Raw genomic sequence first — 25825 nt, forward strand, 5'->3', positions numbered from 1 at the left:
CTGTGTCCCCCGGGGGATCAGGCCCAGGTGATCAGCCGCTTGGGCTGCTCCAGCACCGCGGCGATGTCCGCGAGCACCTTGGAGCCCAGCTCCCCGTCGACCAGCCGGTGGTCGAACGACAGCGCCAGCGTGGTCACCTGACGGGGCTTCACCTTGCCCTTGTGCACCCACGGCTGGAGCTTGATCGCGCCGACCGCGAGGATCGCGGACTCGCCGGGGTTGAGGATCGGCGTACCGGTGTCGACGCCGAAGACGCCGACGTTGGTGATGGTCACCGTGCCGCCCTGCATGGCCGCCGGGGTCGTCTTCCCCTCACGGGCGGTGGACACCAGTTCGCCGAGGGAGGAGGCCAGTTCGGGCAGCGTCTTGTCGTGCGCGTCCTTGATGTTCGGCACGATCAGGCCGCGCGGCGTGGCGGCCGCGATGCCCAGGTTGACGTAGTGCTTGAGCACGATCTCCTGGGCGGCCTCGTCCCAGGAGGCGTTGATCCCCGGGTTGCGCTTGATCGCGACGAGCAGCGCCTTGGCGACGAGCAGCAGCGGGTTGACCCTCAGGCCCGCCATGTCCTTGTCGGACTTGAGCTCCTCGACCAGCTTCATCGTGCGGGTGACGTCGACCGTGATGAACTCGGTGACGTGCGGCGCGGTGAAGGCGGACCCGATCATCGCCTGGGCGGTGGCCTTGCGGACGCCCTTGATCGGGATGCGGGTCTCGCGGCCGGTGGCCGGCTGCGCCTGCGGTGCCGGCTGTGCCTGCTGCGGGGCCTGCGGGACCTCGGCGGCCTGCGGCTGTACGGGGACGGCGGCGGGCGCGGCGACCGAGGCGGCGGCCAGGTCCACCGCCGCGTGCACGTCCTCGCGGGTGATGATCCCGTCCGGGCCGGTCGGGGTCACCGCCGCGAGGTCGACGCCCAGGTCCTTGGCCAGCTTCCGCACGGGCGGCTTGGCGAGGGGACGGGCGGCGGCCACGGGGGCGGGAGCGGGGGCGGCGGGGGCGGCCTGGGCCGCGCCCGCGTGGCCGTTCAGCTCGCCCTGGACGGCGGACCGGGCGGCGGACTGCTCCGCCGGAGCCGTCGCGCCCTTGCGCGGGCGGCGCTTGGTGGACGACTCGGCGACGCCGTAACCGACCAGCACGGGCTGGCGGCCCGTCGGCGCGGCCTCCTCGGCGGCGGGCGCGGCGGCGTCCTTGGCGGCCGGTTCGGCGGCGGCGGGCTGGGCGGTCTGCGGCTGCGCGGCGGCGTCCCCGCCGACGTTCACCGAGATGATCACTTCGCCGACGTCGACGGTCGTGCCCTCGGGGAAGCGCAGCTCGTGCACGACGCCGTCGTACGGGATCGGCAGCTCGACGGCCGCCTTCGCCGTCTCGACCTCGCAGACGACCTGGCCGTCGGTGACGGTGTCACCGGGCTGGACGTACCACTTGAGGATCTCGGCCTCGGTGAGCCCCTCGCCCACGTCCGGCATCTTGAAATCGCGGATCACGGTGGGTCTCCTCAGTACGCGAGCGAGCGGTCGACGGCGTCGAGCACCCGGTCCAGGCCCGGCAGGTATTCCTCTTCCAGCCGTGCCGGCGGATACGGGGCGTGGTAGCCGCCCACCCGCAGGACCGGTGCCTCCAGGTGGTAGAAGCACCGCTCCGTGATGCGCGCGGCGATCTCGGCTCCGGAGCCGTAGAAGACCGGCGCCTCGTGGACGACGACCAGCCGGCGGGTCTTCTCGACCGACGTCTGGATGGCGTCGAAGTCGATCGGGGACATCGACCGCAGGTCGACGACCTCCACGGAGCGGCCCTCCTCGGCGGCGACCGCGGCCGCCTCCAGGCAGAGCTTCACCATGGGGCCGTAGGCCACGAGGGTCAGGTCGGAGCCCTCCCGCACCGTGCGGGCCTTGTGCAGCTCGCCCGGGATGGCCTCGGTGTCGACCTCGCCCTTGTCCCAGTAGCGCCGCTTCGGCTCGAAGAAGATCACCGGGTCGTCGCTCTGGATGGCCTGCTGGAGCATCCAGTACGCGTCGGACGAGTTCGACGGCGAGACCACCTTGAGGCCCGCGACGTGCGCGAACAGCGCCTCGGGCGACTCGCTGTGGTGCTCGACGGCGCCGATGCCGCCGCCGTAGGGGATGCGGACGACGACCGGCAGCTTGATCTTGCCGAGCGCACGGGCGTGCATCTTGGCGAGCTGGGTGACGATCTGGTCGTACGCGGGGAAGACGAAGCCGTCGAACTGGATCTCCACGACGGGGCGGTAGCCCCGCAGCGCGAGCCCGATCGCGGTGCCGACGATGCCGGACTCGGCGAGCGGGGTGTCGATGACCCGCTCCTCGCCGAAGTCCTTCTGGAGCCCGTCGGTCACGCGGAACACGCCACCGAGCTTGCCGACGTCCTCGCCCATGACGAGGACCTTCGGGTCGGTCTCCAGGGCCGTGCGCAGCGACTCGTTGAGCGCCTTGGCGAGGGGCAGCTTCTGAACAGCCATGGTTACTTGACCTCCCCGTCCGCGTCGGCGAACGATGCCTGGTAGGCGGCGAACTGGGCCCGCTCCTCGTCGACGAGCGCGTGCCCGTCGGCGTACACGTGGTCGAACATCGCCATGTGGTCGGGGTCGGGCATGGCCCGGACGGCCTCGCGGACGCGCTTGCCGAGGGTCTCCGACTCGGTCTCCAGCTCCTCGAAGAAGGCGGCGTCGGCCAGACCCTGCTTCTCCAGGTACGTGCGCAGCCGCAGGATCGGGTCCTTGGCCTCCCACGCGGCCCGCTCGTCGTCGAGGCGGTAGCGGGTGGGGTCGTCGGAGGTGGTGTGGGCACCCATCCGGTAGGTGAACGCCTCGACCAGGGTCGGGCCCTCGCCGCGGCGGGCGCGCTCCAGCGCGGACCGGGTCACGGCCAGGCAGGCGAGCACGTCGTTGCCGTCGACGCGGACACCGGGGAAGCCGAAGCCCTGCGCGCGCTGGTAGAGCGGCACCCGGGTCTGCTTCTCGGTCGGCTCGCTGATCGCCCACTGGTTGTTCTGGCAGAAGAACACGACCGGGGCGTTGTAGACGGCGGAGAAGGTGAACGATTCGGCGACGTCGCCCTGGCTGGAGGCACCGTCACCGAAGTAGGCGATCACGGCGCTGTCGGACCCGTCCTTGGCCACGCCCATGGCGTAGCCGGTGGCGTGCAGGGTCTGCGAGCCGATGACGATCGTGTACAGGTGGAAATTGTTGCTGGTGGGGTCCCAGCCACCGTGGTTCACGCCACGGAACATTCCCAGCAGATTCGTCGGGTCGACCCCGCGGCACCAGGCGACACCGTGCTCGCGGTAGGTCGGGAAGACGTAGTCGTCGTCGCGCAGGGCCCGGCCGGAGCCGATCTGGGCGGCCTCCTGCCCGAGCAGCGAGGCCCACAGGCCCAGCTCGCCCTGGCGCTGGAGGGAGGTTGCCTCGGCATCGAACCGCCGGGTCAGCACCATGTCGCGGTACAGGCCGCGCAGCTCTTCGGGGCTGAGGTCGATGTCGTACTCCGGGTGCTGGACGCGCTCACCCTCGGGCGTCAGCAGCTGTACGAGCTGGGGCTCGGCGCTCTGGGCGCCGGGTGCCTTGGTTGCGCTCGCGCTGGTGCGCTTACTGCTGCGTCGCGGCTTGCGCGCGGCAGTGCCTTCCACGGTCACGTGCGTGCTCCTCCGTCTGTCCGGCCCCCGGGGTCCGCCGGGATGGCTGGGGTTCCCCGTGCTCCTTGCGGAGCCCGGAGAGCGGCTCGCCTGTCTCCGTACGGGTGCACGGGGTGGGTGCCCTCGACCGGGAGCAGGCGTGACAGGTGCCCCGGCGAGCCCCCTGTCATAGGCACGTTACCCAGTGCACCGCATTACTGCGAAACCCCCTTTGACCTGCGTTTTTGCTTGGATTTCCAAGTAAATCGCAAAGGGGTGGACAAATGACTGGTCACAGCCTCGTGAGCCGCCGGAACAGGGGGCACGTTATCCCGCGCACCCCGGGCACGGGAAGAGTCAGTATGTGAGACTGAGTCGGTGCGCAAAGAAGGAAAAATCACGGTATTTCTGCTGGACGACCATGAAGTGGTCCGGCGTGGCGTTCACGAAATGCTCTCCGTCGAGGACGACATCGAGGTCGTCGGAGAGGCCGGCACGGCGGCAGATGCGCTGGTCAGGATTCCGGCGGCCCGTCCGGACGTCGCCATTCTCGACGTACGCCTCCCCGACGGCAGCGGGGTGGAGGTGTGCCGCGAGGTGCGGGCACTGGACGAATCCATCAAATGCCTGATGCTCACCTCCTACGCGGACGACGAGGCCCTCTTCGACGCGATCATGGCCGGTGCCTCCGGGTACGTCCTGAAGGCCATCCGGGGCAACGAGCTGCTGTCGGCGGTACGGGACGTGGCGGCCGGCAGGTCGCTGCTGGACCCGGCGGCCACCGCGCGGGTGCTGGAGCGGCTGCGGGACGGCCACGGCGCGAGGAACGACGACCGGCTGGCGGCGCTGACCGAGCAGGAGCGCCGGATCCTCGACCTGATCGGCGAGGGGCTGACGAACCGCGCGATCGGCGAGCGGCTGCACCTCGCCGAGAAGACGATCAAGAACTACGTCTCCGGTCTGCTGTCCAAGCTCGGCATGGAACGGCGCTCGCAGGCCGCCGCGTACGTCGCCAGGCTGCAGGCCGAGCGCCGCTGACGGGCCGGACGGGGGACCGTCCCGGCCCCTGGACTCCCGGGATCGTCACGGAACGGCAGGTTCCGGGGAGCGATCCCGCCACCACGCTCCGTGATCTAACATTTGGTGAGTGCCGCGCTCATCTGCAACCCCCGTCCCACCCGTGAGTGCGCTGCTGCGCCGCTACGACGACCCGGGCGAACCCCTCTCCTGCGTACCCGTCACCCAGGGCCTCCTGAACCGCGGCTACCGCCTCTCCACCACCCACGGCGCCTACTTCCTCAAACAGCACCTGGACGCCCCCACGGCCGACCGGGCCACCATCGTCCGCCAGCACCGCGCCACCCAGCGCCTGCACGCCCTCGGCGTACCCGTGGCCCCGCCGCTGCCCGACGCGGAGGGCGAGACCGTCGCGGAGATCGACGGCCGCTGCTACGCCCTGCACCCCTGGGTCGACGGGCGGCACCGGGCCGGGGCGCAGCTGTCCGAGGCCGGGTCGCGGCGGCTGGGCGCGCTGCTCGGGCTCGTGCACACCTGCCTGGAACAGGTCATGGAGCCGCACGGCGACCACCGGCACCACAGCGCCGACCCGGAGGACACCTTCCGGCTCATCGACCGGCTGCTGGTGCTGGCGCGGGCCCGCCGGCCGCGGGACGCCTTCGACGAGCTGGCCGAGCACCGGCTGCTGGAGCGGCGGCGGCTGCTGGCCGACCACGCCCACCGCCGCCCGCCGCCGGCCTCGGCGGGCGGCTGGGTGCACGGGGACTTCCACCCGCTGAACCTGCTCTACCGGGGCGCGGAGCCCGCGGCGATCATCGACTGGGACCGGCTGGGCGTGCAGCCCCGGGCGGAGGAGGCGGTACGGGCGGCCGCGATCTTCTTCGTCCAGCCGGCCGGGGGCCTGGAGCTGGAGAAGGTCCGCGCCTACGCGCGCGCGTACCGGCGGGCGGCCGGCGCGGACCAGGCCGAGCTGGCGGCTGCGGTGCACCGCGTGTGGTGGGAGCGGCTGAACGACTTCTGGATACTGCGCTGGCGCTACCAGCTGCACGACGGCAGGGCCGACCCGCAGTTCCCCGCGGCGTCGGCCCTGGCAGTGTGGTGGACCCGGGAGTACGAGGCGGTGCGCGACGCCTTCGCCGGGTGAACGGCACGCACGGGGCCGCGAGCATGCGGCAGGCGGGCGGGCCGGGGGATGCGGCAGGCGGGCGGGCCGGGGCGCGTGCCCCGGCCCGCCCGCGCGGGCTCAGGCGCCCCCGGTGCCCGTGGTGGTCGCGCCCTGGTCGGTGGTGCCGGTGGTGGTCCCGCCCTGGTCGGTCGTACCGGTGGTGGTGCCGCCCTGGTCCGTACCGCCGTCGGTCGTCCCGCCCTGATCGGTACCGCCGTCCGTGGTCCCGCCCTGGTCGGTGCCCTCGGTGGTCCCGGGGGTCGACGGCTGGCCGCCGGTCGGCGGGGGCGGGTTGTTGGTCTTCGGGTCCGACGGGTAGTCGGGGTTCGGGTCGCCCCAGTTCTGGCCGTTGCCGCCGTTGCCGCCGCCCGTGGAGCCGCCCGGGTCCTCGGTCTTCTCGTCCGTCTTCTCGTCGGACGGGGTGGGCTTGGTGGTGTCGCCGGGCTTGGACGGCGCGGTGGAGGCCGGCGGCTTCTGCTTGCCGTCGTCGCCCGCCTTCCTGGTCTGGTCGATCGCGTACGCCACACCCGCCACGATCGCGATCAGCGCCAGGGCGGCGAACAGCCACACCTTGCCGCGGCCGCCCCTGCGGCCCTGACCGCCGTCGTAGGCGTAGGCGCCGTCGTCGGGGTTGGCCGGCGGCAGGATCGGACCCTGCGAGGTGTCGCCGTGCAGCGGGTGGCCCATCGCGGTGGTCGCCGCGACACCGCCCATCGCGGTGCGCCCGCCGTCGTGCATCTCGACCGGGCCGGTGTTCCAGGTACCGCTGTGGCTGCCCTGCTGCTGGAGCATCTGGAGCCCGTACTGGACCAGGCCGCGCATCTCCTCGGCGCTCTGGAACCGGTCGTCCGGGTCCTTCGCGAGGGCGCGCATGGCCAGACCGTCCAGCTCCGGCGGGGCGACGTCCGAGACCTCGGACGGCGGCACCGGGATGTCCTGGACGTGCTGGTAGACCACGGACAACGGTGTCTCGCCGGTGAAGGGCGGGCGCAGCGCGAGCAGTTCGTACAGCAGGCAGCCCGTGGCGTACAGGTCGGAGCGGTGGTCGACGGCCTTGCCGAGGGCCTGCTCCGGGGAGAGGTACTGCGGGGTGCCCATGACCATGCCGGTCTGCGTCATGGTGGACTGCGCGCCGTGCAGGGCGCGGGCGATGCCGAAGTCCATCACCTTGACCGCGCCGCCGTGCGTGATGATCACGTTCGCGGGCTTGATGTCACGGTGCACGATGCCGTGCTGGTGCGAGTAGGCGAGGGCCTCCAGCACACCGGAGACGATGATCAGCGCCTGCTCGGGCGGCGGCGCCTCCGCGTTGATCAGCAGGTCGCGGATGGTGCGGCCCTCGACCAGCTCCATGACGATGTACGGCACGGACTGGCCGTTCACCACGTCCTCGCCGGAGTCGTACACGGCGACGATCGCGTGGTGGTTCAGGCCGGCGACGGACTGTGCCTCGCGGGTGAAGCGGGCCTTGGAGACCGGGTCCTCGGCGAGGTCGGCGCGCAGCAGCTTCACCGCCACGGTGCGCCCCAGCCGTACGTCCTCCGCCGCGAACACCTCGGCCATGCCGCCGCGGCCGAGACGGTGGGTCAGCCGGTAGCGGCCGTCTCCGACGAGTCCGCCGACGCCCCACTCGGCGGACTCCGGCACTCCTCCGCCGCCGCCTGCCTCGGATTCGGATGCCATCAGTCCTCGCCGTCGTTTCTGTCCGCCTGCTTCGCGCGTGCGGGGTGCCGCCGTGTTTTAAGGGGTACTACGCCACGTCACGCTACAGCCTCCGCGCGCCGCGCCGGTTCGAGATTGACCGGCCATCCAACCGGTTCCCCGTACGCCTGTGCAAATCTCCCGCCGGTTCCATGGCGGTCCGGTACGGGTCCGGTAACACTTCCGAGACGCTTCTTGTGCGTACGGTCACGGAACGGGCACCCGGCTTGACGTGTCACTGCCCTCGGGCAGACTTGGCCCGTAAAAACCGGATCACCGCGATTCACCGCGGCCACCACGGACGCGCGCGCACGGGGGAGCAAGACATGAGCCAGGACGGCGCACAGGGCCGCTATGCGGGCGGCTCGGTGGCGGGCGGCCGGTACCAGCTTCGCGACCTGCTGGGCGAGGGCGGCATGGCGTCCGTGTACCTGGCGTACGACAGTGCGCTGGACCGGCAGGTCGCCATCAAGACCCTCCACACCGAGCTGGGGCGCGAGCAGTCGTTCCGCGAGCGCTTCCGCCGCGAGGCGCAGGCCGTCGCCAAGCTGCAGCACACCAACATCGTGTCGGTCTTCGACACCGGCGAGGACGACCTCGGCGGCTCGCTCATGCCGTACATCGTCATGGAGTACGTGGAGGGCCAGCCGCTCGGCTCGGTGCTCCAGGCCGACATCCAGGCGCACGGCGCCATGCCGGCCGACAAGGCGCTGAAGGTCACCGCCGACGTGCTCGCCGCCCTGGAGACCAGCCACGAGATGGGCCTGGTCCACCGGGACATCAAGCCGGGCAATGTGATGATGACCAAGCGCGGTGTGGTCAAGGTCATGGACTTCGGCATCGCCCGCGCCATGCAGTCGGGCGTCACGTCGATGACCCAGACCGGCATGGTCGTCGGCACCCCTCAGTACCTCTCCCCGGAGCAGGCCCTGGGCCGCGGCGTCGACGCCCGCTCCGACCTGTACTCGGTCGGCATCATGCTGTTCCAGCTGCTGACCGGGCGGATCCCGTTCGACGCGGACTCTCCGCTGGCCATCGCGTACGCCCACGTGCAGGAGGAGCCGGTCGCGCCCTCCTCCATCAACCGGTCGATCACCCCGGCGATGGACGCGCTGGTGGCGCGCGCCCTGAAGAAGAACCCGAACGAGCGCTTCCCGAGCGCCGCCGCCATGCGCGACGAGTGCCTGCGGCTGCTGTCGGCGGGCCAGGGCCAGACGGGTGCGCCGGTCATCGTCCAGGGCGCGCCGCACGCGAACAGCGGGGCGGGGGTGGGTTCGGCGGTGTTCCCGCCGGTCGACCACACCACCCCGGCGCCGGGGCCGCACGGCGTCCAGACGCCGTACCAGCCGCCGTACGGGACGCCGGCGCCCACCCCGTCCCCGGCCCCGTCCTACGGCTACCCGCAGCAGCAGCCCCAGCCGGCTCCCGCGTACCAGACGCCCGCCCCGCCGTACACGATTTCGCCGCAGACCGTGGGTCCGTCGCCGTCGAGCGGCGGGGGCAAGAGCAACATGCCCGTCATCGTGGGGGCAGTCGCGGTGGCCCTGCTCGCGATCGGCGGTCTCATCGCGGCCATCTCCATGAACGGCGACGACGAGGACCCGGGCAACCAGGCGGGCGGCGGCGGCGCCAGCCAGTCCGCCGAGGACCCCCAGGCGGGTCACAAGCCCCCGGAGCGGCACCGCACGATGGAGACCACCAAGTGCACGGACGCGTCGGAGGACTCCGACGACCCGTCGAAGGTCCAGGCACCCAGCTTCACCTACAAGGACGTCATCTCGGTGAAGAGCTGCATCCAGGCGGCGGGCTGGAAGTTCAACATCAAGGAAGTGGACGACCCGCAGTTCGCCGAGGACCAGGTCATCTCCCAGTTCCCGACCGAGGGGACGGCCGTGGTGCCCGGCAACCAGACCTTCGAGCTGACCGTCGCGACGGGCGATCCGGGTCAGTAACGGCGACACGGCGCGGTGGCCCGAGCGCCCGGTCGGGTACCGGTACTGGCGCGGTGGCTTGAACGCCCGGTCGAGCACCGGCGCCGGGACTTGCTGCGCCGGGTCGAGTACCGGTACCGGCGCGGTGGCTTGAACGCCCGGTCGAGTACCGGCGCCGTGGGCGTCCGCGGTTCTCGGCGCCGATCTCCCTGCGCGGCATGTGCGCCGCCCCGTCGGCGGTCGCGCGGCGACCTCGGCTTCGCGCGGCGGGTCGTGCCTCGCGGTGATCCCGGCCGGCGTGCGGCGGGTCGCGCCGCGGTGACGCGGCCGGGAGGATCCGGGCCCGCCCCTGCGGGCGGTCGGGGACGAGAGGCGCCTGGCGAGGGGCCGCGTAACTCCTGTGGGTGGCTGTGGAGTCGCCCGGGATGCCGGGCGGCTTCCCCCGTGTGAGGCTGAGTCCGTTGTGGAGCCCGTCGTGACGGCTCCTGGCGGTTCGGCACGGGAAGGGGTCACCCGGTGGCTCCCAGACTTGACTCACGGTGCGCGACGGCGGTCGCCGCCCTGCTGCTGGCCGCGTCCACGGTGTGGGGCGCCCCCGCCGCGTACGCGGAAGAGACCCGCCCCGCCGGGGAGCCCGGCGGCCCCGGGCTCGTCCGGCCCGGCGGTGACGCGTCCTCGGGCGCGCCCTCCGCGCCCTCCCCGTCCGCCCCTTCCTCCTCGCCCCCGGCTTCGGCCTCCGGGGCCGGCAGGGGTACGGACATCGGGCCGGGCGCGGTCCTCGGCCCCGGCGCGATCCTCGGGCCCACGCGGCACGCCGCCGTGACGCCCTCGCTCGCCGGGCGTCCCGCGGGGGAGGGGCGGCAGCGGCCCGGGCGGCCCGTGTCGCCGTCCATGACCCCCTCCGACGACGCGTCGCCGGGCGCCGCATCCGGTTCGGCCGACCCCGCTCGTACCAAAACGGCAACAGCGCCGGGCATGCCCCCGGAGGACGAGCCGGAGGCCGAAGCGGTACCCGAGACGGAGTCCCCCGCGGCGGTCGACCCGCCGCGCTCGCCGCCCGCAGCCGCGTACGAGCCGGCCGCGCAGGCCGCCGACACCCTCGCTGACCGGCAGATTCCCGTACTGACACTGGGAGTCGGACTCGCGATGATGGGCCTCGGGCTCGGCTTCCTCGGGCTGCGCATAAGGCGCCGCTGACCCCCCGGGGTCCCTCTTGAGGCGGACACCGCGCCTCCCTCTCAGGTCGCTTGTCGGCGCCGACATACTCGGTATACATACTGAGTATGTCCATCCGGCACGGGCTTCTGGCCCTTCTCGAACGCGGCCCGCGCTACGGCTCGCAGCTCCGTACGGAGTTCGAATCGCGCACGGGCTCCACCTGGCCCCTCAACGTCGGGCAGGTCTACACGACGCTCAGCCGCCTGGAGCGCGACGGCCTGGTCGAGCAGGACGGGGAGGACGGGGCCGGGCACGCGCTCTACACGATCACCGAGGCCGGCCGGGCGGAGCTGAAGCTCTGGTTCGAGAAGCCGGTCGACCGCACCAGTCCCGCCCGTGACGAGCTGGCCATCAAGCTCGCCATGGCGGTCGGCGCACCGGGGGTCGACATCCGCGACGTCATCCAGTCGCAGCGACGGCACACCGTCAAGGCGATGCAGGACTACACGCGGCTCAAGGCACAGGCCCTGACCGCGCTGGAGAGCGGCGCGGAGCGCGAGCGGGACGACGTGGCCTGGCTGCTCGTCCTGGAGCAGCTGATCTTCCAGACGGAGGCGGAGGCGCGGTGGCTCGACCACTGCGAGGCCCGCCTGATCAGGCTCTCCGCCACCGCCCCCCGGGACGGTGCCCCGCCCGCTCCGGCCACCCCGCCGCGCCGGGCCGAGCCGGGCCGGGCGGTGTCGCGTCCAGGGGCGTGACCTGCCCCCGGCGCGGGCCCCTACAGCGGCTCGCGCGCCGACCGGTACGCCCGTCCCGTGATGCCTGGTACGGCCAGGCATCACGCACCTCATCAGTCCCGCGCATTCCGCGCGACCCGTGCGCCTGTCGTCACGTCGCAGGCGCGCACCACCACTCGTCCACCCGTACACCCGTACACCCGTACACCCGTACACCCGTACACCCGTACACCCGTACACCTCGTACGCATCCGCTCCGTACGCCCGCGCCGCCGCGGCCGTGCGTCAAGGGGGAACCGTCTCCATGTCCTCACCATCCCGCTCACCGCAGCAGAGCCAGCCGAACCAGCCGGGTCAGCCGGGTCCGCACACCGTGCAGCCCGTGCTGCAACTGCAGAACCTGACCCGCGTCCACGGGTCCGGCGCCACCGAGGTGCACGCCCTGCGCGGCATCGACCTCGATGTCTTCCCCGGCGAACTCGTCGCCGTCATGGGGCCGTCCGGCTCCGGCAAGTCGACGCTGCTCACCATCGCCGGCGGCCTGGACACCCCCAGCTCCGGCAGGGTGATCGTGGAGAACACGGACATCACCGCGGCCGACCGCAAGACGCTCGCCGCGCTGCGCCGCCGCAGCATCGGGTACGTCTTCCAGGACTACAACCTCATCCCGGCGCTCACCGCCGCCGAGAACGTGGCCCTGCCGCGCGAACTCGACGGCACCTCCGCCCGGAAGGCGCGCCGGGAGGCGATCGCCGCGCTGGAGGAGATGGACCTCGGTCACCTGGCCGACCGGTTCCCCGACGAGATGTCCGGCGGCCAGCAGCAGCGCGTGGCGATCGCCCGCGCGCTCGTCGGCGACCGTCGGCTCGTCCTCGCCGACGAACCGACCGGCGCCCTGGACTCCGAGACCGGCGAGTCCGTGCTCGCGCTGCTGCGGGCCCGCTGCGACGCGGGCGCGGCGGGCGTCCTGGTCACCCATGAGCCCCGGTTCGCCGCCTGGGCGGACCGGGTGGTCTTCCTGCGGGACGGCGCGGTCGTCGACCAGACGATACGCAGCGATGCCGACTCCCTGCTCACGGGGCGGACGGCCGAGTGAACAACTGGATCCACTCCTGGCGCGCCGCGGTGCGCATCGCCCGCCGTGACGCCTGGCGCTTCAAGGGCCGCAGCTTCCTCGTGCTGGCCATGATCGCGCTGCCGATCCTCGGTGTCAGCGCCGCCGACCTGACGCTGCGCACATCGGAGCTGTCCACCGAGGAACGGATGGCCCGTACGCTCGGTGCCGCCGACGCCCGGATCGTCGACCCCGACTACGGCGGGGTGCCGATCTTCCAGCACCCGGTGGAGGAGACCTCCACGCCGGTGGGCGACTACGAGAACAAGCCGTGGCCGGAGGGCCGTACGGATGTCACCAAGTCCTTCCCGGCCGGCTCCACGGTCCTGACCGACTCCACCGGCATGGGGAAGGTCCGTACCGCGCACGGGATCCTCCAGACCGAGATCCGCGAGCTCAAGGCGGACGACCCGATGGCCCGGGGCATCCTGTCCCTCCAGGACGGCCGGTTCCCGCAGAAGGCCGACGAGGTCGCGGCGACCACGCATTTCCTGGAGTCCAGCGGACTCGGCATCGGCTCGACGGTGGCCGCGCGGGGACTCGACCGCGAGTACCGGATCGTCGGCTCCTACGAGCTGCCCAACGATCTGAAGGCCGACCAGCTCAACGCCCTTCCCGGGAGCTTCCTGGGCCCGCTGGGCAAGGCCCTCGACGCGGCCGGCATGTCCAGTGCGGGCACGTCCACCACGCACCTGCTGGCCCTTCCCCGCTCGGGGGGTTCGGACGGTTTCACGTGGAACATGGTCAAGGACGCCAACACCAAGGGCGTCATGGTGATGTCGCGGGCCGTCGCGCTCGACCCGCCGGCCGACTCCGACGTCCCGATGTTCCAGCAGGACGGCTGGGGCAACTACGGCAACAGCGCGGCTGCCGACGCCGCCGCGCTCGCGGCCGCCGGGACCGTCGTCGGCCTGGCCATGCTGGAGATCTGCCTGCTGGCCGGTCCCGCCTTCGCGGTCGGCGCCCGCCGCTCGCGGCGCCAGCTCGGGCTGGTCGGGGCCAATGGCGGCGACCGCCGGCACATCCGGGCGATCGTCCTGGCCGGTGGCCTGGTGATCGGCGCCGTCGCCGCGGTGGTGGGCACCGTGCTCGGCCTGATCCTCGCCTTCGCGCTCCAGCCGGTGCTGGAGGAGTCCTTCGGCCAGCGCTTCGGCGCCTTCGACGTCCGGCCGCTGGAACTGCTCGGCATCGGTCTGCTCGCCGTGCTCACCGGTCTGCTGGCCGCCGTCGTGCCGGCCGTCACCGCGTCCCGCCAGACGGTGCTCGCCTCGCTCACCGGGCGGCGCGGAGTGCGCCGCAGCAACCGCGTCCTGCCCCTCGTGGGCCTGGCCGCCGTCCTCCTGGGCGGCGCGATCGCGCTGTACGGGTCGGTCGTCTCCGACCAGTTCATCATCGTGGCGGGCGGCAGTGCCCTCGCCGAGCTGGGTGTCGTCGCCATGACGCCCGCCCTGGTGGGCCTCTTCGGGCGCACCGGCCGCTGGCTGCCGCTCTCGCCGCGCCTGGCGCTGCGTGACGCGGTGCGCAACCGGGGGCGTACGGCTCCCGCGGTCGCGGCGGTGCTGGCCGCGGTGGCGGGCACGGTCGCCGTGGCCACGTACCAGGCGAGCGACGACGCCCAGCAGCGGGCGGCGTACGAGGCGCGACTGCCGCACGGCGCGGTCTCCGTCGTGGTCACCGAGGGCGGCGGCCGGGACGTCCCGGCGGTGAGCGACGCGGTGCAGAAGAACCTGCCCGTCGACGTGCGGGCCGATGTGAACCGGATCGTGGTGGGCAAGGCCACCTGCGAGATGTACGGGGACGCCGAGGGCTGCGGCCGTCACGAGGTGGTCATCCCCGTGACCAACCAGTGCCCGCTGTGGGTCTACCAGCCCGACGGCTCGGACCCGTCGGACAAGTACACCAAGGCCGAACGCCGCAAGCTAGCCCAGGACTGGCGGTGCAAGGAGACGCCGAGCTCGGCGTACACCGAGAGCGGCCTGGTCGTCGCCGACGCCAAGCTCCTGAAGGTGCTCGAGATCAAGGACCCGGCGGCCGAGAAGGCGCTGGCCGAGGGCAAGGTCGTGACCTTCTCCCGCACCATGGTCGACGCCAAGGGCAAGCTGGGCATCAGGCTGATCACCGACATCGACAAGGCCGATGCGGCCATGGCCAAGGGTCAGGAACCGCCGGGCAGGATCGCCTCGTTCGACACGTACCAGGCGGCCTCGGGGACCGAGTCCTACGGCTTGGCGGGCATCGTCCCGCCGGCCGCCGCCAAGGCGGCGGGGATCACGACCGTGCCGTTCGGTACGTACTTCTCGACCGACCGCATGCCGAGCACGGAGCAGCGCCAGAAGCTCGACGACGAGCTGTCCAAGACGGGCGCCAATGCGGAACTGCATGTGGAGGAAGGATTCGTCAGCAAGAGCAGCATCGTGCTGCTGGCGCTGACCGTCTTCGCCGGTCTGATCACCATCGGCGCCGCCGGGATCGCCACCGGTCTCGCCCAGGCCGACGCGGAGGCCGACCTGAAGACGCTGGCCGCCGTCGGTGCCCCGCCGCGCGTGCGGCGGACGCTGAGCGGCTTCCAGTGCGGGGTGGTCGCCGTGATGGGCGTGCTGCTCGGATCGGCGGCGGGCGTCCTGCCGGCGATCGGGCTGCGGCTGACCGAACGGCGGCAGCAGATGAGCTGGTACGAGACGGCCCTGGACCTCGGCGGTCTGGCGGACATGCCGCACGTGCCGATCATCATCCCGTGGGCGACGCTGGCCGCCCTGCTGGTCGCCGTCCCGCTGGGCGCGGCGCTCCTGGCCGCCGCCGTCACCCGCTCGCGCGGAGCCCTGGCCCGCCGCGCGGCGACGTAACGGGCGCCGTCCCGGGCGGTTGTGCCCCCGTACGAGGGTGGATCACCCTCGTACGGGGGCAGACCGTGTGATGACGCACCCGTGCGAGAGAATGGCTGGCATGGAGATGCCGAGGAATGAACGGTCGCACGAGAACCCTCAGATCCTGGTCGTGGGCCAGGACGGCATGGCGCTCGGCGGCAGTGACGGTGACGACGAGTCGCGCGAGGTCCCGGTGACGGAGATGGTCGAACAGCCCGCCAAGGTCATGCGCATCGGCAGCATGATCAAGCAGCTTCTGGAAGAAGTCCGCGCGGCACCTCTCGACGAGGCCAGCCGGGTCCGCCTGAAGGACATCCACGCCAGCTCGGTGAAGGAGCTGGAGGACGGTCTGGCCCCGGAGCTGGTGGAGGAACTCGAGCGTCTCTCCCTGCCGTTCACCGACGAGGCGATCCCCTCCGAGGCGGAACTGCGCATCGCGCAGGCCCAGTTGGTGGGCTGGCTGGAGGGTCTGTTCCACGGCATCCAGACGGCGCTGTTCGCCCAGCAGATGGCGGCTCGTGCCCAACTGGAGCAGATGCGCCGGGCGTTGCCTCCGGGCGCGCCGACCGACGACGAGGACGGCGGCCACGGCGCGATCCGTTCCGGCCCCTACCTGTAGACACGCCCTGTAGGGCAGGGCGTGCAGGACACGGCCGGTGGGACACGCCCTGTGGGACACGCCCTGCCGGACACGGCCTGTGGGGCAGGCGGCACCGGCGACCGGCCGGTACCGGCCCTGCGGCGGCCTGGAGCATCCAGCGCGAGGCCCGGCACACGACGCGTGTGCCGGGCCTCGCCGCTGCGTGGGGGCCGGTCGGCTTCAGCAGCCGGTCGGCGCCGCGCGGGCACTGGCCGTCAGGCGGCCGGTGTGGTGAGCAGCACCTTGCCCACGTGGGAGCTGTCCTCCAGCGTGCGGTGGGCCTCCGGCGCCTCCGGCATGGGGTAGGCGCGGTCCACGACGGGGCGGACGCTGCCCGCTCCGACCAGCGGCCAGACGTGTTCACGGACGGCCGCGATGATCGCGGTCTTCTCGTCCAGCGGCCGCTTCCGCAGCGACGTCGCCGTCACCGCCGCGCGCTTGTTCAGCAGGGCGCCGAGGTCGAGTTCGGCCTTCCGCCCACCCTGGAGGCCGATCACCGCGAGCCGCCCGTTCACCGCGAGCGCCTTCACGTTCCGCTCCAGGTACTTCGCGCCCATGATGTCGAGGATGACGTCCGCGCCCGCCCCGTCCGTCGCCTTGTGCAGCTCCTCGACGAAGTCCTGCTGGCGGTAGTCGATCAGGATGTCGGCCCCCAGCTCGGCACAGCGCGCCAGCTTCTCCGGGCCGCCCGCCGTCACGGCGACCCGCGCGCCCACCGCCTTGGCGAGCTGGACCGCCATCGTGCCGATGCCGCTGGCGCCGCCGTGGACCAGCAGCGTCTCCCCCGGACGCAGGTTCGCCACCATGAACACGTTCGACCAGACCGTGGCGGTCACCTCGGGCAGCGCCGCCGCCGTCACCAGGTCCACGCCGTCCGGCACGGGCAGCAGCTGCCCCACCGGTACGGCGACCTTCTCCGCGTAACCGCCGCCCGCCAGCAGCGCGCACACCTCGTCGCCGACGGCCCAGCCGGCCACCCCGGGCCCGAGCGCCGCGATACGACCGGAGCATTCGAGACCGGGGTAGGGGGAGGCGCCGGGCGGGGGGTTGTAGAAGCCCTGCCGTTGCAGGAGATCGGCACGGTTGACGGCGCTCGCCGCCACCTCGACGAGGACCTCGCCCTCGCCGGGCACGGGGTCGGGCACCTCGGCCCACACAAGAGCCTCGGGACCACCGGGTTCGGGAATCGTGATCGCATGCATGGCCGCGAGGCTACTCCGGGGGCGTCCTCAGCGGCGGCACACTGCGCGCCCGTACGATCGTGATGACCCGGTCGGTCAGCTGCAACGGGCTCGCCGACGGGTCGTCGTACCCGAGCAGCCGGTGACCGCGCAGGACACTGATCACCAGGTCGTCCGTCTCCCGTACGTTCTTGCCGACCTCGGCCTTTATGACCGGGCGTTCGACGAGGTCGAGGCCGCTGCCCTGCTGGATCAGGTCCTCCATCACCGTGCCCGCGCTCGGACTCAGCACGGACAGGCCCAGCAGCCGGCCGGCGGCGCTGGCACTGGTGATCACTGCGTCGGCGCCGGACTGGCGCAACAGCGGCGCGTTCTCCTCCTCCCGCACCGCCGCGACGATCTTCGCGCCGCGGTTGAGCTGGCGGGCGGTGAGGGTGACCAGGACGGCGGTGTCGTCGCGCTGGGTCGCGATGACGATCTGCCGTGCGCGCTGCACCTCGGCGCGCAGCAGGACGTCACTGCGGGTCGCGTCGCCGATGACGCCCGTGAACCCGTCCGCGTTGGCCGTCTCGACGACCTTGCTGCTCGGGTCGACGATGACGATCTGGTCCTTCTTCAGACCGGTGGCGCACAGCGTCTGGATCGCCGACCGACCCTTGGTGCCGAAGCCGATGATGACGGTGTGGTCGCGCAAGGTGGACCTCCAGCGCTTGAGCCGCCACTCCTCGCGGGTCCGTTGGGTGAGGACTTCGAGAGTGGTACCGACCAGGATGATCAGGAACAGCACGCGCAGCGGGGTCACCAGCAGCACGTTCACCAGGCGCGCGCTGTCGCTGTGCGGAACGATGTCGCCGTAGCCCGTCGTCGACAGAGTCACGGTCGCGTAGTAGATGGCGTCGAGAAGGTCGACCGACTCGTCGGCGTTGTCGTGGTAGCCACCGCGGTCGAGATAGACGATGGCGACGGTGAGGAGAAGCACGGCCAGGGCCATCAACAGCCGTGCGCCCACCTGCCGCAGCGGCCGCTGGATGATGGGGTTCGGGAGCCGGATCTGCCCGCCGACGAGATGCTCCTCGGCGCCGCGGGCCATCACGTCCTGGCCTGGAAGTTTCACGTGAAACACCTCTCGGTGGTCGCCGCCCAGGGCAGATCGAGGATTTCCAGTACGTCACCGGCTCGGGCGCCGCCCGGCGGCACGACCGCGAGCCCGTCCGCCGCGGCGATGCCGCGCAGCATGGCCGGGCCGTTGTAGTGCAAAGGTACGACGAGCGGTGCGCCGGAGGCCGATGCTCCGGAGCCCCGTGCACGGCCGGTCGGGTGTCCGGTGGAGCCGTGTGCGGTGGAGCCGTGTCCGGCGGCGGTGTGTCCGGCGGCGGTGTGTCCGGCGGCATGTCCGGTGGCGCTGGTGACCGGCACCAGCCGGGTGTCGTGGGGGTGGCCGTGCACCGCGTCGCGGACGGCCGCCCGGCGCGCCTGTGGGTCGCGGCGGCCGGCCAGCCCGCGGAGCAGCGGCTCGGCCAGGGTGAGCAGGCCCGAGACGGCCGCGAGCGGATTGCCGGGGAGCCCCACGAGGTACGAGGCCGGGGTGAGCCGGGCGAGCAGCATCGGGTGGCCGGGGCGGACCTTCACCCCGTCGACCAGCAGTTCGGCGCCCGCCTTGTGCAGGACGGGGTGCACATGGTCGACGGGTCCCGCGGCTGTCCCGCCGGTGGTGATCACCACGTCCGCCCGGGTACCGCTCACCGCCGTGTACAGCGCGTCGGCGTCGTCCCTGATACGGCGGGTCACGGTCACGTCGGCGCCGAGCGCGCGCAGCCAGGGTGCGAGCATCGGGCCGAGGGCGTCGCGGATGAGCCCGTCGTGCGGGAGTCCGGAGGTGAGGAGTTCGTCGCCGAGCACGAGGACCTCGACGCGCGGGCGTTCGACGATGTGCAGCTCGTCGTATCCGGCAGCGGCGGCGAGGCCGAGGACGGCTGGGGTGACGGGGGTGGCGGCGGGCAGCAGGTGGTCGCCCGAGCGGCACTCCTGTCCGCGCGGCCGGATGTCCTGCCCGTGCGTCACGTCCCGCTGGGCGTGCAGTTGACCGCCGGAGTCGGTCCGGGAGTGCTCGCTGCGGATCACCGCGGTGGCACCGGGCGGTACCCGGGCCCCGGTGGCGATCCGTACCGCCTCGCCGTCGGGGAGCGGTGCGGTCCGCGCGTGCCCGGCCAGGACGGAGCCACCTTCCCCGACGCGCCAGGGGCCGGGGCCGGCGACGGCCCACCCGTCCATGGCCGAGGTGTCGAAGGACGGCAGGTCGGTGAGCGCCGCGAGCGGCTGGGCGAGGACACCGCCCAGCGCCTGGTCGAGGGGGACCCGCCGCGTCGGGGCGGGGCGTGCGGTGCCCAGGCGGGCGGCGACGGACCGGGCCTCGGCCCAGGGCGTGGCCCGGTGCCGCTCCGGCTTCCGGGCCGGTGGCCCCACCAGGGCGAGCGCTTCGTCGACGCCGTCGACTTCCGGGTCGGTCATCTCTCGCCGGTCCCGCTCTCGGTTCCGGTGCCGCTCCCGGGGCCAGTGCCGGTCGAGGGGCCGGTGCCGGTCGCGGGGCCGCTGCCGGTCGAGGGGCCGCTGCCGGTCGCGGAGCTGGGGGCGCCGTCCGCCTCGGCGGCCCAGCGGTCGGCGAGGGCCGACGCCCGGCGCGCGGCTTCGGCCACCGCCCGCGAGACGGCCTCGGGGCCGTCCCCGGCCGCCTTGGCGGCCGCGTACCCGACCAGGAAGGTGGTGAGCGGCGCGGCCGGCCGGGCGACGCCGTGCGCGGCGTCCCGGGCGAGGTCGAGCAGGACGCCGGTGTCGACGTCCAGGTCGATGCCGAGCTCGGCCTTGACTGCGGTGATCCATTCGTCCAGCACGTTCCCATGCTCCCTGATCGTGGCCCGGGCGGCGGCGATGTCCTCCCAGGTGTCGCAGTCGAAGGAGGCGAGGGGGGCGGCCGGGATCCGCAGGAGGCGCAGCTCCTGCACGAGCAGGCGCAGCGGCAGTCCGGTCAGGTTGCCGTGTTCCGCCGCCAGGAGGGCGAGTTCGCGCCGCAGCGGCTCGGTGCGGTACGCGGCGACGAGCGGCTGGTCCCGTCCGTCGGCGTCCACGGACAGGACGCCCTCGGCGTCCCCGGCCGTCAGCGCGTCGGCCAACTGCCGGACGCCGCCGTCCTGGAGAAACGGCAGGTCGCCGCCGAGGACGACCACCGTGTCGGCCTCCACGTGCCGCACACCGGCCGCCAGCGCGGCCAGCGGCCCGCCGCCCGGCGGCTCCTCGCGCGCCCACACCACGGGACGCGCGGTGGCGCGGCGTCCGCCCACGACGACGGCCCGTCCGGCGTCCGGGCAGGCCCCGAGCACGCGATCGAGCAGGGTCCTCCCGCCGATGCTCACGCCCGGCTTGTCCACGCCACCGAGCCGCCTGGCGGCACCCCCGGCGAGTACGACGACGTCAAATGGGCTCACGGCACCAGTATCCCCAGGGGTGCGCGTGCGCCCACCCCCGGGGCTGCCGGGGCCGGGGACGCGCCGCCCCCGGCCCTCATGCGGTCACAGGAACCACAGGTGTCACAGCGTTCGCAGCAGCACCGCCGGTTGTTCCACGCAGTCGGCCACGTACCGCAGGAAGCCGCCCGCCGTGCCGCCGTCGCACACCCGGTGGTCGAAGGTCAGGGACAGCTGGACGACCTGCCGGACGGCCAGTTGGCCCTCGTGCACCCACGGCTTGGGGACGATGCGGCCGACGCCCAGCATCGCCGCCTCGGGGTGGTTGATGATCGGCGTGGAGCCGTCGACCCCGAACACGCCGTAGTTGTTCAGCGTGAACGTGCCGCCCGTCAGGTCGGCCGGCGTCAGGGTCCCGGCCCGGCCGGCCTCGGTCAGGCGGGTGAACTCCGCCGTGAGGGACTCCGCCGTGCGCCGGTGCGCGTCACGGACGACGGGCACGACCAGGCCCCGGTCGGTCTGCGCGGCGAAGCCCAGGTGGACCTCGGGCAGGCGCACGATCTCCCGGGCGGCCATGTCGACCCGGGAGTTCAGCTCGGGGTGGCGCGCGAGTGCGGCGACACAGATCCGCGCGAGGAGCGCCAGGAGGGAGATCTTCGGCCCTCCGGCCGCGTTCATCGCGGCCCGGGCGGCCATCAGCTCGGTGGCGTCCGCGTCGACCCAGCAGGTGGCGTCGGGGATCTCGGTCCGGCTGCGGGCCAGCTTGTCGGCGACCGCGCCGCGCACGCCGCGCAGCGGCACACGCTCACCGGCGCCGGCCGCCACCGCCCCGGCGGGTGCGGGTGCGGGGACCTCCTCCGTCGCCGGAGCGGCCACCGCCCGTTCCACGTCCGCCCGCAGGATCAGGCCGTCGGGGCCGGAGCCCCGCAGCCGGCGCAGGTCCAGCCCCTTCTCCCGGGCCAGCTTCCGCACCAGCGGCGAGATCACCGGAACCGGCCCGTCGGCGGGCGCGGGGACCCCCGGTGCCGGAGCCGCGCCGGTCGTGACCGTGGCCGTGGCGGTGGCCGACGCCGAGGCGGGTGCCGGAGCGGGCGCCGGGGCGCCGGCCGGGCCCGCCGGGCCGGTCGCGTCCCGCCGGACCCGGCGCCTGCGCGCCGCCGGGGCGGCCGTGCCGTACCCGACGAGCACGTTCCCCGAGCCCTCCGCGGCCGGGCCCGACGCGCCGGCCGCCCCGGACCCGCTCGCCGCCCCGGACCCGTTCGACGACGCCGGCACGGATTCCGCGGCGCCGGCGGCGGATGCCGCTCCCGGCATCGAGGTGGCGCCCACCGCGACCGTCAGGAGCGGCGCCCCGACGGGCAGTTCCGTGCCCTCCTCGCCGAACCGCGCGGTGACCACGCCGCCGTACGGGCAGGGCACCTCGACCATCGCCTTGGCCGTCTCGACCTCGACGACCGGCTGGTCGACGGCGACGACGTCGCCGACGTCGACCAGCCAGCGCACGATCTCGGCCTCGGTCAGCCCCTCCCCGAGGTCCGGCAGCTTGAACTCCAGCACCTGGGCCATCAGCTCTGTGCCTCCCACTGCAGACGCGCCACGGCGTCGAGGATCCGGTCCACGCCCGGCAGGTGGTGCCGCTCCAGCATCGGCGGCGGGTACGGGATGTCGAACCCGGCCACCCGCAGCACCGGCGCCTCCAGGTGGTGGAAGCACCGCTCCGTCACCCGCGCGGCGATCTCCCCGCCGGGTCCGCCGAAACCGGTCGACTCGTGCACCACGATCGCCCGCCCGGTGCGCCGCACCGACGCGCAGACCGTCTCGTCGTCGAACGGCACCAGCGAGCGAAGGTCCACGACCTCCAGGTCCCAGCCCTCCGCCTGCGCGGCCTCGGCGGCCTCCAGGCACACCGGCAGCGACGGGCCGTACGTGATGAGGGTGGCGCCGCGGCCGGCCCGCCGGACCACCGCGCGGCCTATCGGCTCGACCGGGTCGGGCGCGTCCGGCGACCACTGGGCCTTCGACCAGTAGAGCCGCTTGGGCTCCAGGAAGACCACCGGGTCGTCGGAGGCGATCGCCGCCCTGAGCAGCCCGTAGGCGTCGGCGACCGTCGCGGGCGTGACGACATGGAGCCCCGGAGTCGCCATGTAGTACGCCTCGGACGAGTCGCTGTGGTGCTCGACGCCGCCGATCCCGCCGCCGTACGGCACGCGCACGACGATCGGCAGCGGCATGGCGCCCCTGGTGCGGTTCCGCATCTTCGCGACGTGGCTGAGCAGCTGCTCGAACGCCGGGTAGGCGAAGGCGTCGAACTGCATCTCGACCACCGGCCGCAGCCCGTACATCGCCATGCCGACGGCCGTGCCGAGGATGCCCGCCTCGGCGAGCGGGGTGTCGGTGCAGCGGTCCTCGCCGAACTCCTTGGCGAGCCCGTCGGTGACGCGGAAGACGCCGCCGAGCGTGCCGACGTCCTCTCCCATCACGTGGACGGACGGGTCCTCCGCCATGGCGTCGCGCATGGCGCGCTGGAGCGCCTGGGCCATGGTGGCGGGCTTGGTCGCGGGCTTGGCCGCCGCGTTTGCCACGGTCGTCATCACACATCACCCTCGGCGTCGAGCTCGGCACGCAACTGCGCCGCCTGCTCCCGCAGTTGTGCCGTCTGCTCGGCGTACACGTGCGCGAACAGGTCCATCGGGTCGAGGCGGGCGTCGGCGTTCATCCGCTCCCGCAGCCGCGCGGCCATGGTCTCGGCGTCCTCGGCGGCCTGCCGTACGCCGTCCTCGTCGAGCAGACCACGGTCGGTCATCTCGCGCTCCAGCAGCCTGATCGGGTCGTGGGCCCGCCAGGCCTCCACCTCGCCGTCGCCCCGGTACCGGGTGGCGTCGTCGGCGTTGGTGTGGGCGTCGATGCGGTACGTCACCGCCTCCACGAGCGTGGGGCCGCCACCGCGCCTGGCGCGGGCGACCGCCTCGGAGAGGACCTGGTGCACGGCCGGGGCGTCGTTGCCGTCGACGAGCCGGCCGGGCATCCCGTACCCCACGGCCTTGTGGGCCAGGGAGGGGGCCGCGGTCTGCTTGGCCAGCGGGACGGAGATCGCGAAGCCGTTGTTCTGCACCAGGAAGACGACCGGTGCCTGCCAGACGGCGGCGAAGTTCAGCGCCTCGTGGAAGTCGCCCTCACTGGTGCCGCCGTCGCCCACCATCGCCAGCGCCACCACGTCGTCGCCCTTGAGCCGGGCCGCGTGGGCGAGACCCACGGCGTGCGGCAGTTGGGTGGCGAGCGGAGTGGACAGCGGAGCGACACGGTGCTCGCGCGGGTCGTACCCGGTGTGCCAGTCGCCCCGCAGCAGGGTCAGCGCCTGTACGGGGTCGAGGCCGCGCGCCACGGCGGCGAGGGTGTCGCGGTACGACGGGAAGAGCCAGTCCCGGTCCTCCAGCGCCAGGGCGGCGGCGACCTCGCACGCCTCCTGGCCGGTGCTCGACGGGTAGACCGCCAGCCTGCCCTGCTTGGTGAGGGCCGTCGCCTGCGTGTTGTACCGGCGGCCGCGCACCAGCTCGGTGTAGAGCCGGCGCAGCAGCTCGGGGGCGAACCCGGCCGCGGCGTCCGTGCCCAGCACCCGGTACGGCTCGGGGTCCGGGAGCAGCGGTGCGGGGTCGGTACGCGGCTTCCACGCCGGGGGCGGGGTGGGCCGGTAAGGGGCGGCACCGGGCAGCTCTTGGACCGTCATGACAGCACCTCCTCGTGGGAGCGGGCATAAGACCCGTGGGGGGACGCGACTGTGACGCGCCTCACCTACCGATTGTTCGGTCGTGGCGGCATTTTGGCTACAGGCGCCTCCGGTCTGTGGACAAACGGTTCTCCACAGCCTGGGATAGAGACAGGTCGTCCATGCATGAGAGGCGGGGGGACGTGGCAGCTGAACAAATGGCCGAAGGCAGGGACCAGGGGCCGCCGGGCGACGATGCCCAGGCGCCGCCCCGGCCGCTCGACGCGATCGACCGCGACATCCTCCGCATCCTCCAGACGGACGGCCGCGCCTCGATACGGTCCGTGGCCGATCGCGTGCACGTGTCGCGCGCCAACGCCTACGCACGCATCAACCGGCTGATCGAGGACGGGGTGATCCGTGGCTTCAGCGCCCGGGTCAACCATGAACGAGCAGGTCAGGGCGCCTCCGCCTACATCACGCTCAAGATCGTGCAGAACTCGTGGCGCACGGTCCGCGAACAGCTCCAGGCGCTGCCGGGCGCGGCACACATCGCCCTGGTCAGCGGGGATTTCGACGTACTCCTGCTGGTGCACACGCCGGACAACCGCACGCTGCGCGAACTGGTCCTGACCCGGCTCCAGGCCATCCCGGAGGTGCTGTCCACCCGCACGCTGCTGGTCTTCGAGGAGACCGACCTCAACCGGCGGGCCCTGACGGACGAGCTCTGACGCACGGGCCGGGGGACGACGGGGCGCGGCGGGGCGAGGCGGGACGGCTCAGGAGGACGGATGCCGTCACCGCCCGGGAGAGGGGGCCGCGGCGGCCCGCCGCGCGGCCGTGTTCCGGCCACGTCCGGCGGCGAGGCGCGGCCGCCCCGTCCGGCGAGGCGCGGCCCCGCCGGGCAGTGGCGCCCCGCCGAGGGGCCCAGGGGCTCAGGGGCTCGTGCGCAGGCCGTCGAAGGCGAGGTGGACGATCGTCTCGACGACCTGCCGGCGTTCGGCGTCGCCGCCCGGCTGCGGCCGGTACCACTCCACCAGCGAGTTGACCATGCCGAAGAGGAGCCGGGTGGCCAGGCGTATGTCCACGTCGGCGCGGAGGTCGCCGTCGGCGGCGGCCGCCTTGAGGAGGTCGGCGACCCGGTGGTCGAACTCGCGGCGGCGCTCCAGAGCCCACCGCTCGGTGGTGGTGTTGCCGCGTACGCGCAGCAGGAGCGTCACGTACGGCAATTCGTCCATCAGCACCTCGACGGTGCGCCGGGTCACGTACTCGACCCGCTCGATGGCCCGCCCCCGGGTGGCCCCGGGTTCGTCGAGGACCGCGAAGAGCCCGTCGAGGGCCCGGCTGACGGCACGCCGCAGCAGCTCCTCCTTGCCCGCCACGTGGTGGTAGATCGAGGACTTGGAGATGCCGGCCGCCTTGGAGAGGTGCTCCATGGAGGTACCGTCGTAGCCGCGCTCGTTGAAGACGCGGACGGCGACGGAGAGCAACGTCTCGGGGGTGTACGTATCGCGCTTGGCGGTGGTCATCGG

Annotated in this window: 21 protein-coding genes; 9 read left to right on the plus strand and 12 right to left on the minus strand. The window is 73.1% G+C overall.

The features are described from left to right. Positions 1-17: 17 nt before the first annotated feature. Genes A4V12_RS14095 through pdhA (A4V12_RS14105) form a run of 3 tightly spaced genes read right to left on the minus strand, consistent with a single transcriptional unit; the run spans position 18 to position 3645 of the window. Positions 18-1463 carry a dihydrolipoamide acetyltransferase family protein gene (locus A4V12_RS14095; RefSeq protein ID WP_064069855.1) on the minus strand — a complete coding sequence of 482 codons (1446 nt, stop codon included), beginning with the start codon at positions 1461-1463 and terminating at the stop codon, positions 18-20. A gap of 29 nt (positions 1464-1492) precedes the next feature. Continuing rightward, positions 1493-2473 (minus strand): alpha-ketoacid dehydrogenase subunit beta, encoded by a 981-nt coding sequence (locus A4V12_RS14100; protein WP_064069675.1) that lies wholly within the window; start codon positions 2471-2473, stop codon positions 1493-1495. Positions 2474-2475: 2 nt separating this feature from the next. Further along, a complete protein-coding gene (gene pdhA / locus A4V12_RS14105; protein ID WP_064069676.1) occupies positions 2476-3645 on the minus strand; it encodes a pyruvate dehydrogenase (acetyl-transferring) E1 component subunit alpha in 1170 nt (389 codons plus the stop codon). A gap of 357 nt (positions 3646-4002) precedes the next feature. On the opposite strand from pdhA (A4V12_RS14105), the gene A4V12_RS14110 reads away from it, so the two are divergent. Together A4V12_RS14110 and A4V12_RS14115 are read left to right on the plus strand one after the other, a co-directional pair. Next, positions 4003-4662, plus strand: a complete 660-nt coding sequence (locus tag A4V12_RS14110; RefSeq protein ID WP_064069677.1) for a response regulator — start codon at positions 4003-4005, stop codon at positions 4660-4662. A gap of 109 nt (positions 4663-4771) precedes the next feature. Further along, entirely contained in the window at positions 4772-5785 is a 1014-nt protein-coding gene (locus A4V12_RS14115) for a phosphotransferase (RefSeq protein ID WP_064069678.1), read from the plus strand. Positions 5786-5884: 99 nt separating this feature from the next. Here A4V12_RS14115 and A4V12_RS14120 read toward each other — a convergent pair whose 3' ends face one another. Then, a complete protein-coding gene (locus A4V12_RS14120) occupies positions 5885-7489 on the minus strand; it encodes a protein kinase domain-containing protein (RefSeq protein ID WP_064069679.1) in 1605 nt (534 codons plus the stop codon). Between the two features lie 344 nt (positions 7490-7833). On the opposite strand from A4V12_RS14120, the gene A4V12_RS14125 reads away from it, so the two are divergent. The 6 genes from A4V12_RS14125 (at position 7834) to A4V12_RS14155 (ending at position 15930) form a co-directional block, all read left to right on the plus strand. After that, a complete protein-coding gene (locus A4V12_RS14125; RefSeq protein WP_064069680.1) occupies positions 7834-9459 on the plus strand; it encodes a protein kinase domain-containing protein in 1626 nt (541 codons plus the stop codon). 495 nt (positions 9460-9954) lie between these two features. Beyond that, the gene (locus A4V12_RS37505; protein WP_159028870.1) at positions 9955-10635 is read left to right on the plus strand and encodes a hypothetical protein; all 681 of its coding nucleotides are present in this window, start codon (positions 9955-9957) and stop codon (positions 10633-10635) included. Positions 10636-10721: 86 nt separating this feature from the next. Next, the gene (locus A4V12_RS14140) at positions 10722-11354 is read left to right on the plus strand and encodes a PadR family transcriptional regulator (protein WP_064069683.1); all 633 of its coding nucleotides are present in this window, start codon (positions 10722-10724) and stop codon (positions 11352-11354) included. A gap of 283 nt (positions 11355-11637) precedes the next feature. After that, positions 11638-12429 (plus strand): ABC transporter ATP-binding protein, encoded by a 792-nt coding sequence (locus A4V12_RS14145; protein ID WP_423563349.1) that lies wholly within the window; start codon positions 11638-11640, stop codon positions 12427-12429. Beyond that, positions 12426-15290 carry an FtsX-like permease family protein gene (locus A4V12_RS14150; protein WP_064069685.1) on the plus strand — a complete coding sequence of 955 codons (2865 nt, stop codon included), beginning with the start codon at positions 12426-12428 and terminating at the stop codon, positions 15288-15290. The genes A4V12_RS14145 and A4V12_RS14150 overlap by 4 nt, the downstream gene beginning before the upstream one ends. Before the next feature lie 100 nt (positions 15291-15390). Next, positions 15391-15930 (plus strand): bacterial proteasome activator family protein, encoded by a 540-nt coding sequence (locus tag A4V12_RS14155; RefSeq protein ID WP_064069686.1) that lies wholly within the window; start codon positions 15391-15393, stop codon positions 15928-15930. A gap of 236 nt (positions 15931-16166) precedes the next feature. Here A4V12_RS14155 and A4V12_RS14160 read toward each other — a convergent pair whose 3' ends face one another. From A4V12_RS14160 to pdhA (A4V12_RS14190), 7 genes are all read right to left on the minus strand, one after another. Continuing rightward, positions 16167-17153, minus strand: a complete 987-nt coding sequence (locus A4V12_RS14160) for an NAD(P)H-quinone oxidoreductase (protein WP_064069687.1) — start codon at positions 17151-17153, stop codon at positions 16167-16169. Between the two features lie 10 nt (positions 17154-17163). Then, positions 17164-18246, minus strand: a complete 1083-nt coding sequence (locus A4V12_RS14165) for a potassium channel family protein (protein WP_234372182.1) — start codon at positions 18244-18246, stop codon at positions 17164-17166. Further along, positions 18243-19640 carry a molybdopterin molybdotransferase MoeA gene (locus A4V12_RS34870; protein WP_107415407.1) on the minus strand — a complete coding sequence of 466 codons (1398 nt, stop codon included), beginning with the start codon at positions 19638-19640 and terminating at the stop codon, positions 18243-18245. Before A4V12_RS34870 ends, A4V12_RS14165 begins: the two co-directional genes overlap by 4 nt. Continuing rightward, the gene (locus A4V12_RS14175) at positions 19637-20611 is read right to left on the minus strand and encodes an NTP transferase domain-containing protein (RefSeq protein ID WP_064069689.1); all 975 of its coding nucleotides are present in this window, start codon (positions 20609-20611) and stop codon (positions 19637-19639) included. The genes A4V12_RS34870 and A4V12_RS14175 overlap by 4 nt, the downstream gene beginning before the upstream one ends. 102 nt (positions 20612-20713) lie before the next feature. Next, entirely contained in the window at positions 20714-22156 is a 1443-nt protein-coding gene (locus tag A4V12_RS14180; protein WP_064069690.1) for a dihydrolipoamide acetyltransferase family protein, read from the minus strand. Then, positions 22156-23181, minus strand: coding sequence for an alpha-ketoacid dehydrogenase subunit beta (locus A4V12_RS14185; RefSeq protein ID WP_064069691.1), 1026 nt, complete (start codon positions 23179-23181; stop codon positions 22156-22158). Before A4V12_RS14185 ends, A4V12_RS14180 begins: the two co-directional genes overlap by 1 nt. After that, positions 23181-24314: a pyruvate dehydrogenase (acetyl-transferring) E1 component subunit alpha gene (pdhA, locus tag A4V12_RS14190; protein ID WP_064069692.1), complete on the minus strand. Its 1134-nt coding sequence runs from the start codon at positions 24312-24314 to the stop codon at positions 23181-23183. Before pdhA (A4V12_RS14190) ends, A4V12_RS14185 begins: the two co-directional genes overlap by 1 nt. A 197-nt stretch (positions 24315-24511) precedes the next feature. Between pdhA (A4V12_RS14190) and A4V12_RS14195 the strand changes: the two genes are divergently transcribed. Then, positions 24512-25024 carry an Lrp/AsnC family transcriptional regulator gene (locus A4V12_RS14195; RefSeq protein WP_064069693.1) on the plus strand — a complete coding sequence of 171 codons (513 nt, stop codon included), beginning with the start codon at positions 24512-24514 and terminating at the stop codon, positions 25022-25024. Between the two features lie 204 nt (positions 25025-25228). Here the strand turns inward: A4V12_RS14195 and A4V12_RS14200 are convergent, their stop codons facing one another. After that, a complete protein-coding gene (locus A4V12_RS14200; RefSeq protein WP_064069694.1) occupies positions 25229-25822 on the minus strand; it encodes a TetR/AcrR family transcriptional regulator in 594 nt (197 codons plus the stop codon). Positions 25823-25825: the final 3 nt, after the last annotated feature.

It is taken from the genome of Streptomyces noursei, assembly GCF_001646665.1.
GTDB classification, from domain to species: domain Bacteria; phylum Actinomycetota; class Actinomycetes; order Streptomycetales; family Streptomycetaceae; genus Streptomyces; species Streptomyces lavendulocolor.

What these genes read in the sequence shown, in the direction of transcription:
- A4V12_RS14095 (WP_064069855.1), bottom strand. Translation starts at nt 1,463, where the DNA reads ATGCCGGACGTGGGCGAGGGGCTCACCGAGGCCGAGATCCTCAAGTGG.
- A4V12_RS14100 (WP_064069675.1), bottom strand. Translation starts at nt 2,473, where the DNA reads ATGGCTGTTCAGAAGCTGCCCCTCGCCAAGGCGCTCAACGAGTCGCTG.
- A4V12_RS14120 (WP_064069679.1), bottom strand. Translation starts at nt 7,489, where the DNA reads ATGGCATCCGAATCCGAGGCAGGCGGCGGCGGAGGAGTGCCGGAGTCC.
- A4V12_RS14125 (WP_064069680.1), top strand. Translation starts at nt 7,834, where the DNA reads ATGAGCCAGGACGGCGCACAGGGCCGCTATGCGGGCGGCTCGGTGGCG.
- A4V12_RS14140 (WP_064069683.1), top strand. Translation starts at nt 10,722, where the DNA reads ATGTCCATCCGGCACGGGCTTCTGGCCCTTCTCGAACGCGGCCCGCGC.
- A4V12_RS14145 (WP_423563349.1), top strand. Translation starts at nt 11,638, where the DNA reads ATGTCCTCACCATCCCGCTCACCGCAGCAGAGCCAGCCGAACCAGCCG.
- A4V12_RS14155 (WP_064069686.1), top strand. Translation starts at nt 15,391, where the DNA reads ATGGAGATGCCGAGGAATGAACGGTCGCACGAGAACCCTCAGATCCTG.
- A4V12_RS14160 (WP_064069687.1), bottom strand. Translation starts at nt 17,153, where the DNA reads ATGCATGCGATCACGATTCCCGAACCCGGTGGTCCCGAGGCTCTTGTG.
- A4V12_RS34870 (WP_107415407.1), bottom strand. Translation starts at nt 19,640, where the DNA reads ATGACCGACCCGGAAGTCGACGGCGTCGACGAAGCGCTCGCCCTGGTG.
- A4V12_RS14180 (WP_064069690.1), bottom strand. Translation starts at nt 22,156, where the DNA reads ATGGCCCAGGTGCTGGAGTTCAAGCTGCCGGACCTCGGGGAGGGGCTG.
- A4V12_RS14185 (WP_064069691.1), bottom strand. Translation starts at nt 23,181, where the DNA reads ATGACGACCGTGGCAAACGCGGCGGCCAAGCCCGCGACCAAGCCCGCC.
- pdhA (WP_064069692.1), bottom strand. Translation starts at nt 24,314, where the DNA reads ATGACGGTCCAAGAGCTGCCCGGTGCCGCCCCTTACCGGCCCACCCCG.
- A4V12_RS14195 (WP_064069693.1), top strand. Translation starts at nt 24,512, where the DNA reads ATGGCCGAAGGCAGGGACCAGGGGCCGCCGGGCGACGATGCCCAGGCG.
- A4V12_RS14200 (WP_064069694.1), bottom strand. Translation starts at nt 25,822, where the DNA reads ATGACCACCGCCAAGCGCGATACGTACACCCCCGAGACGTTGCTCTCC.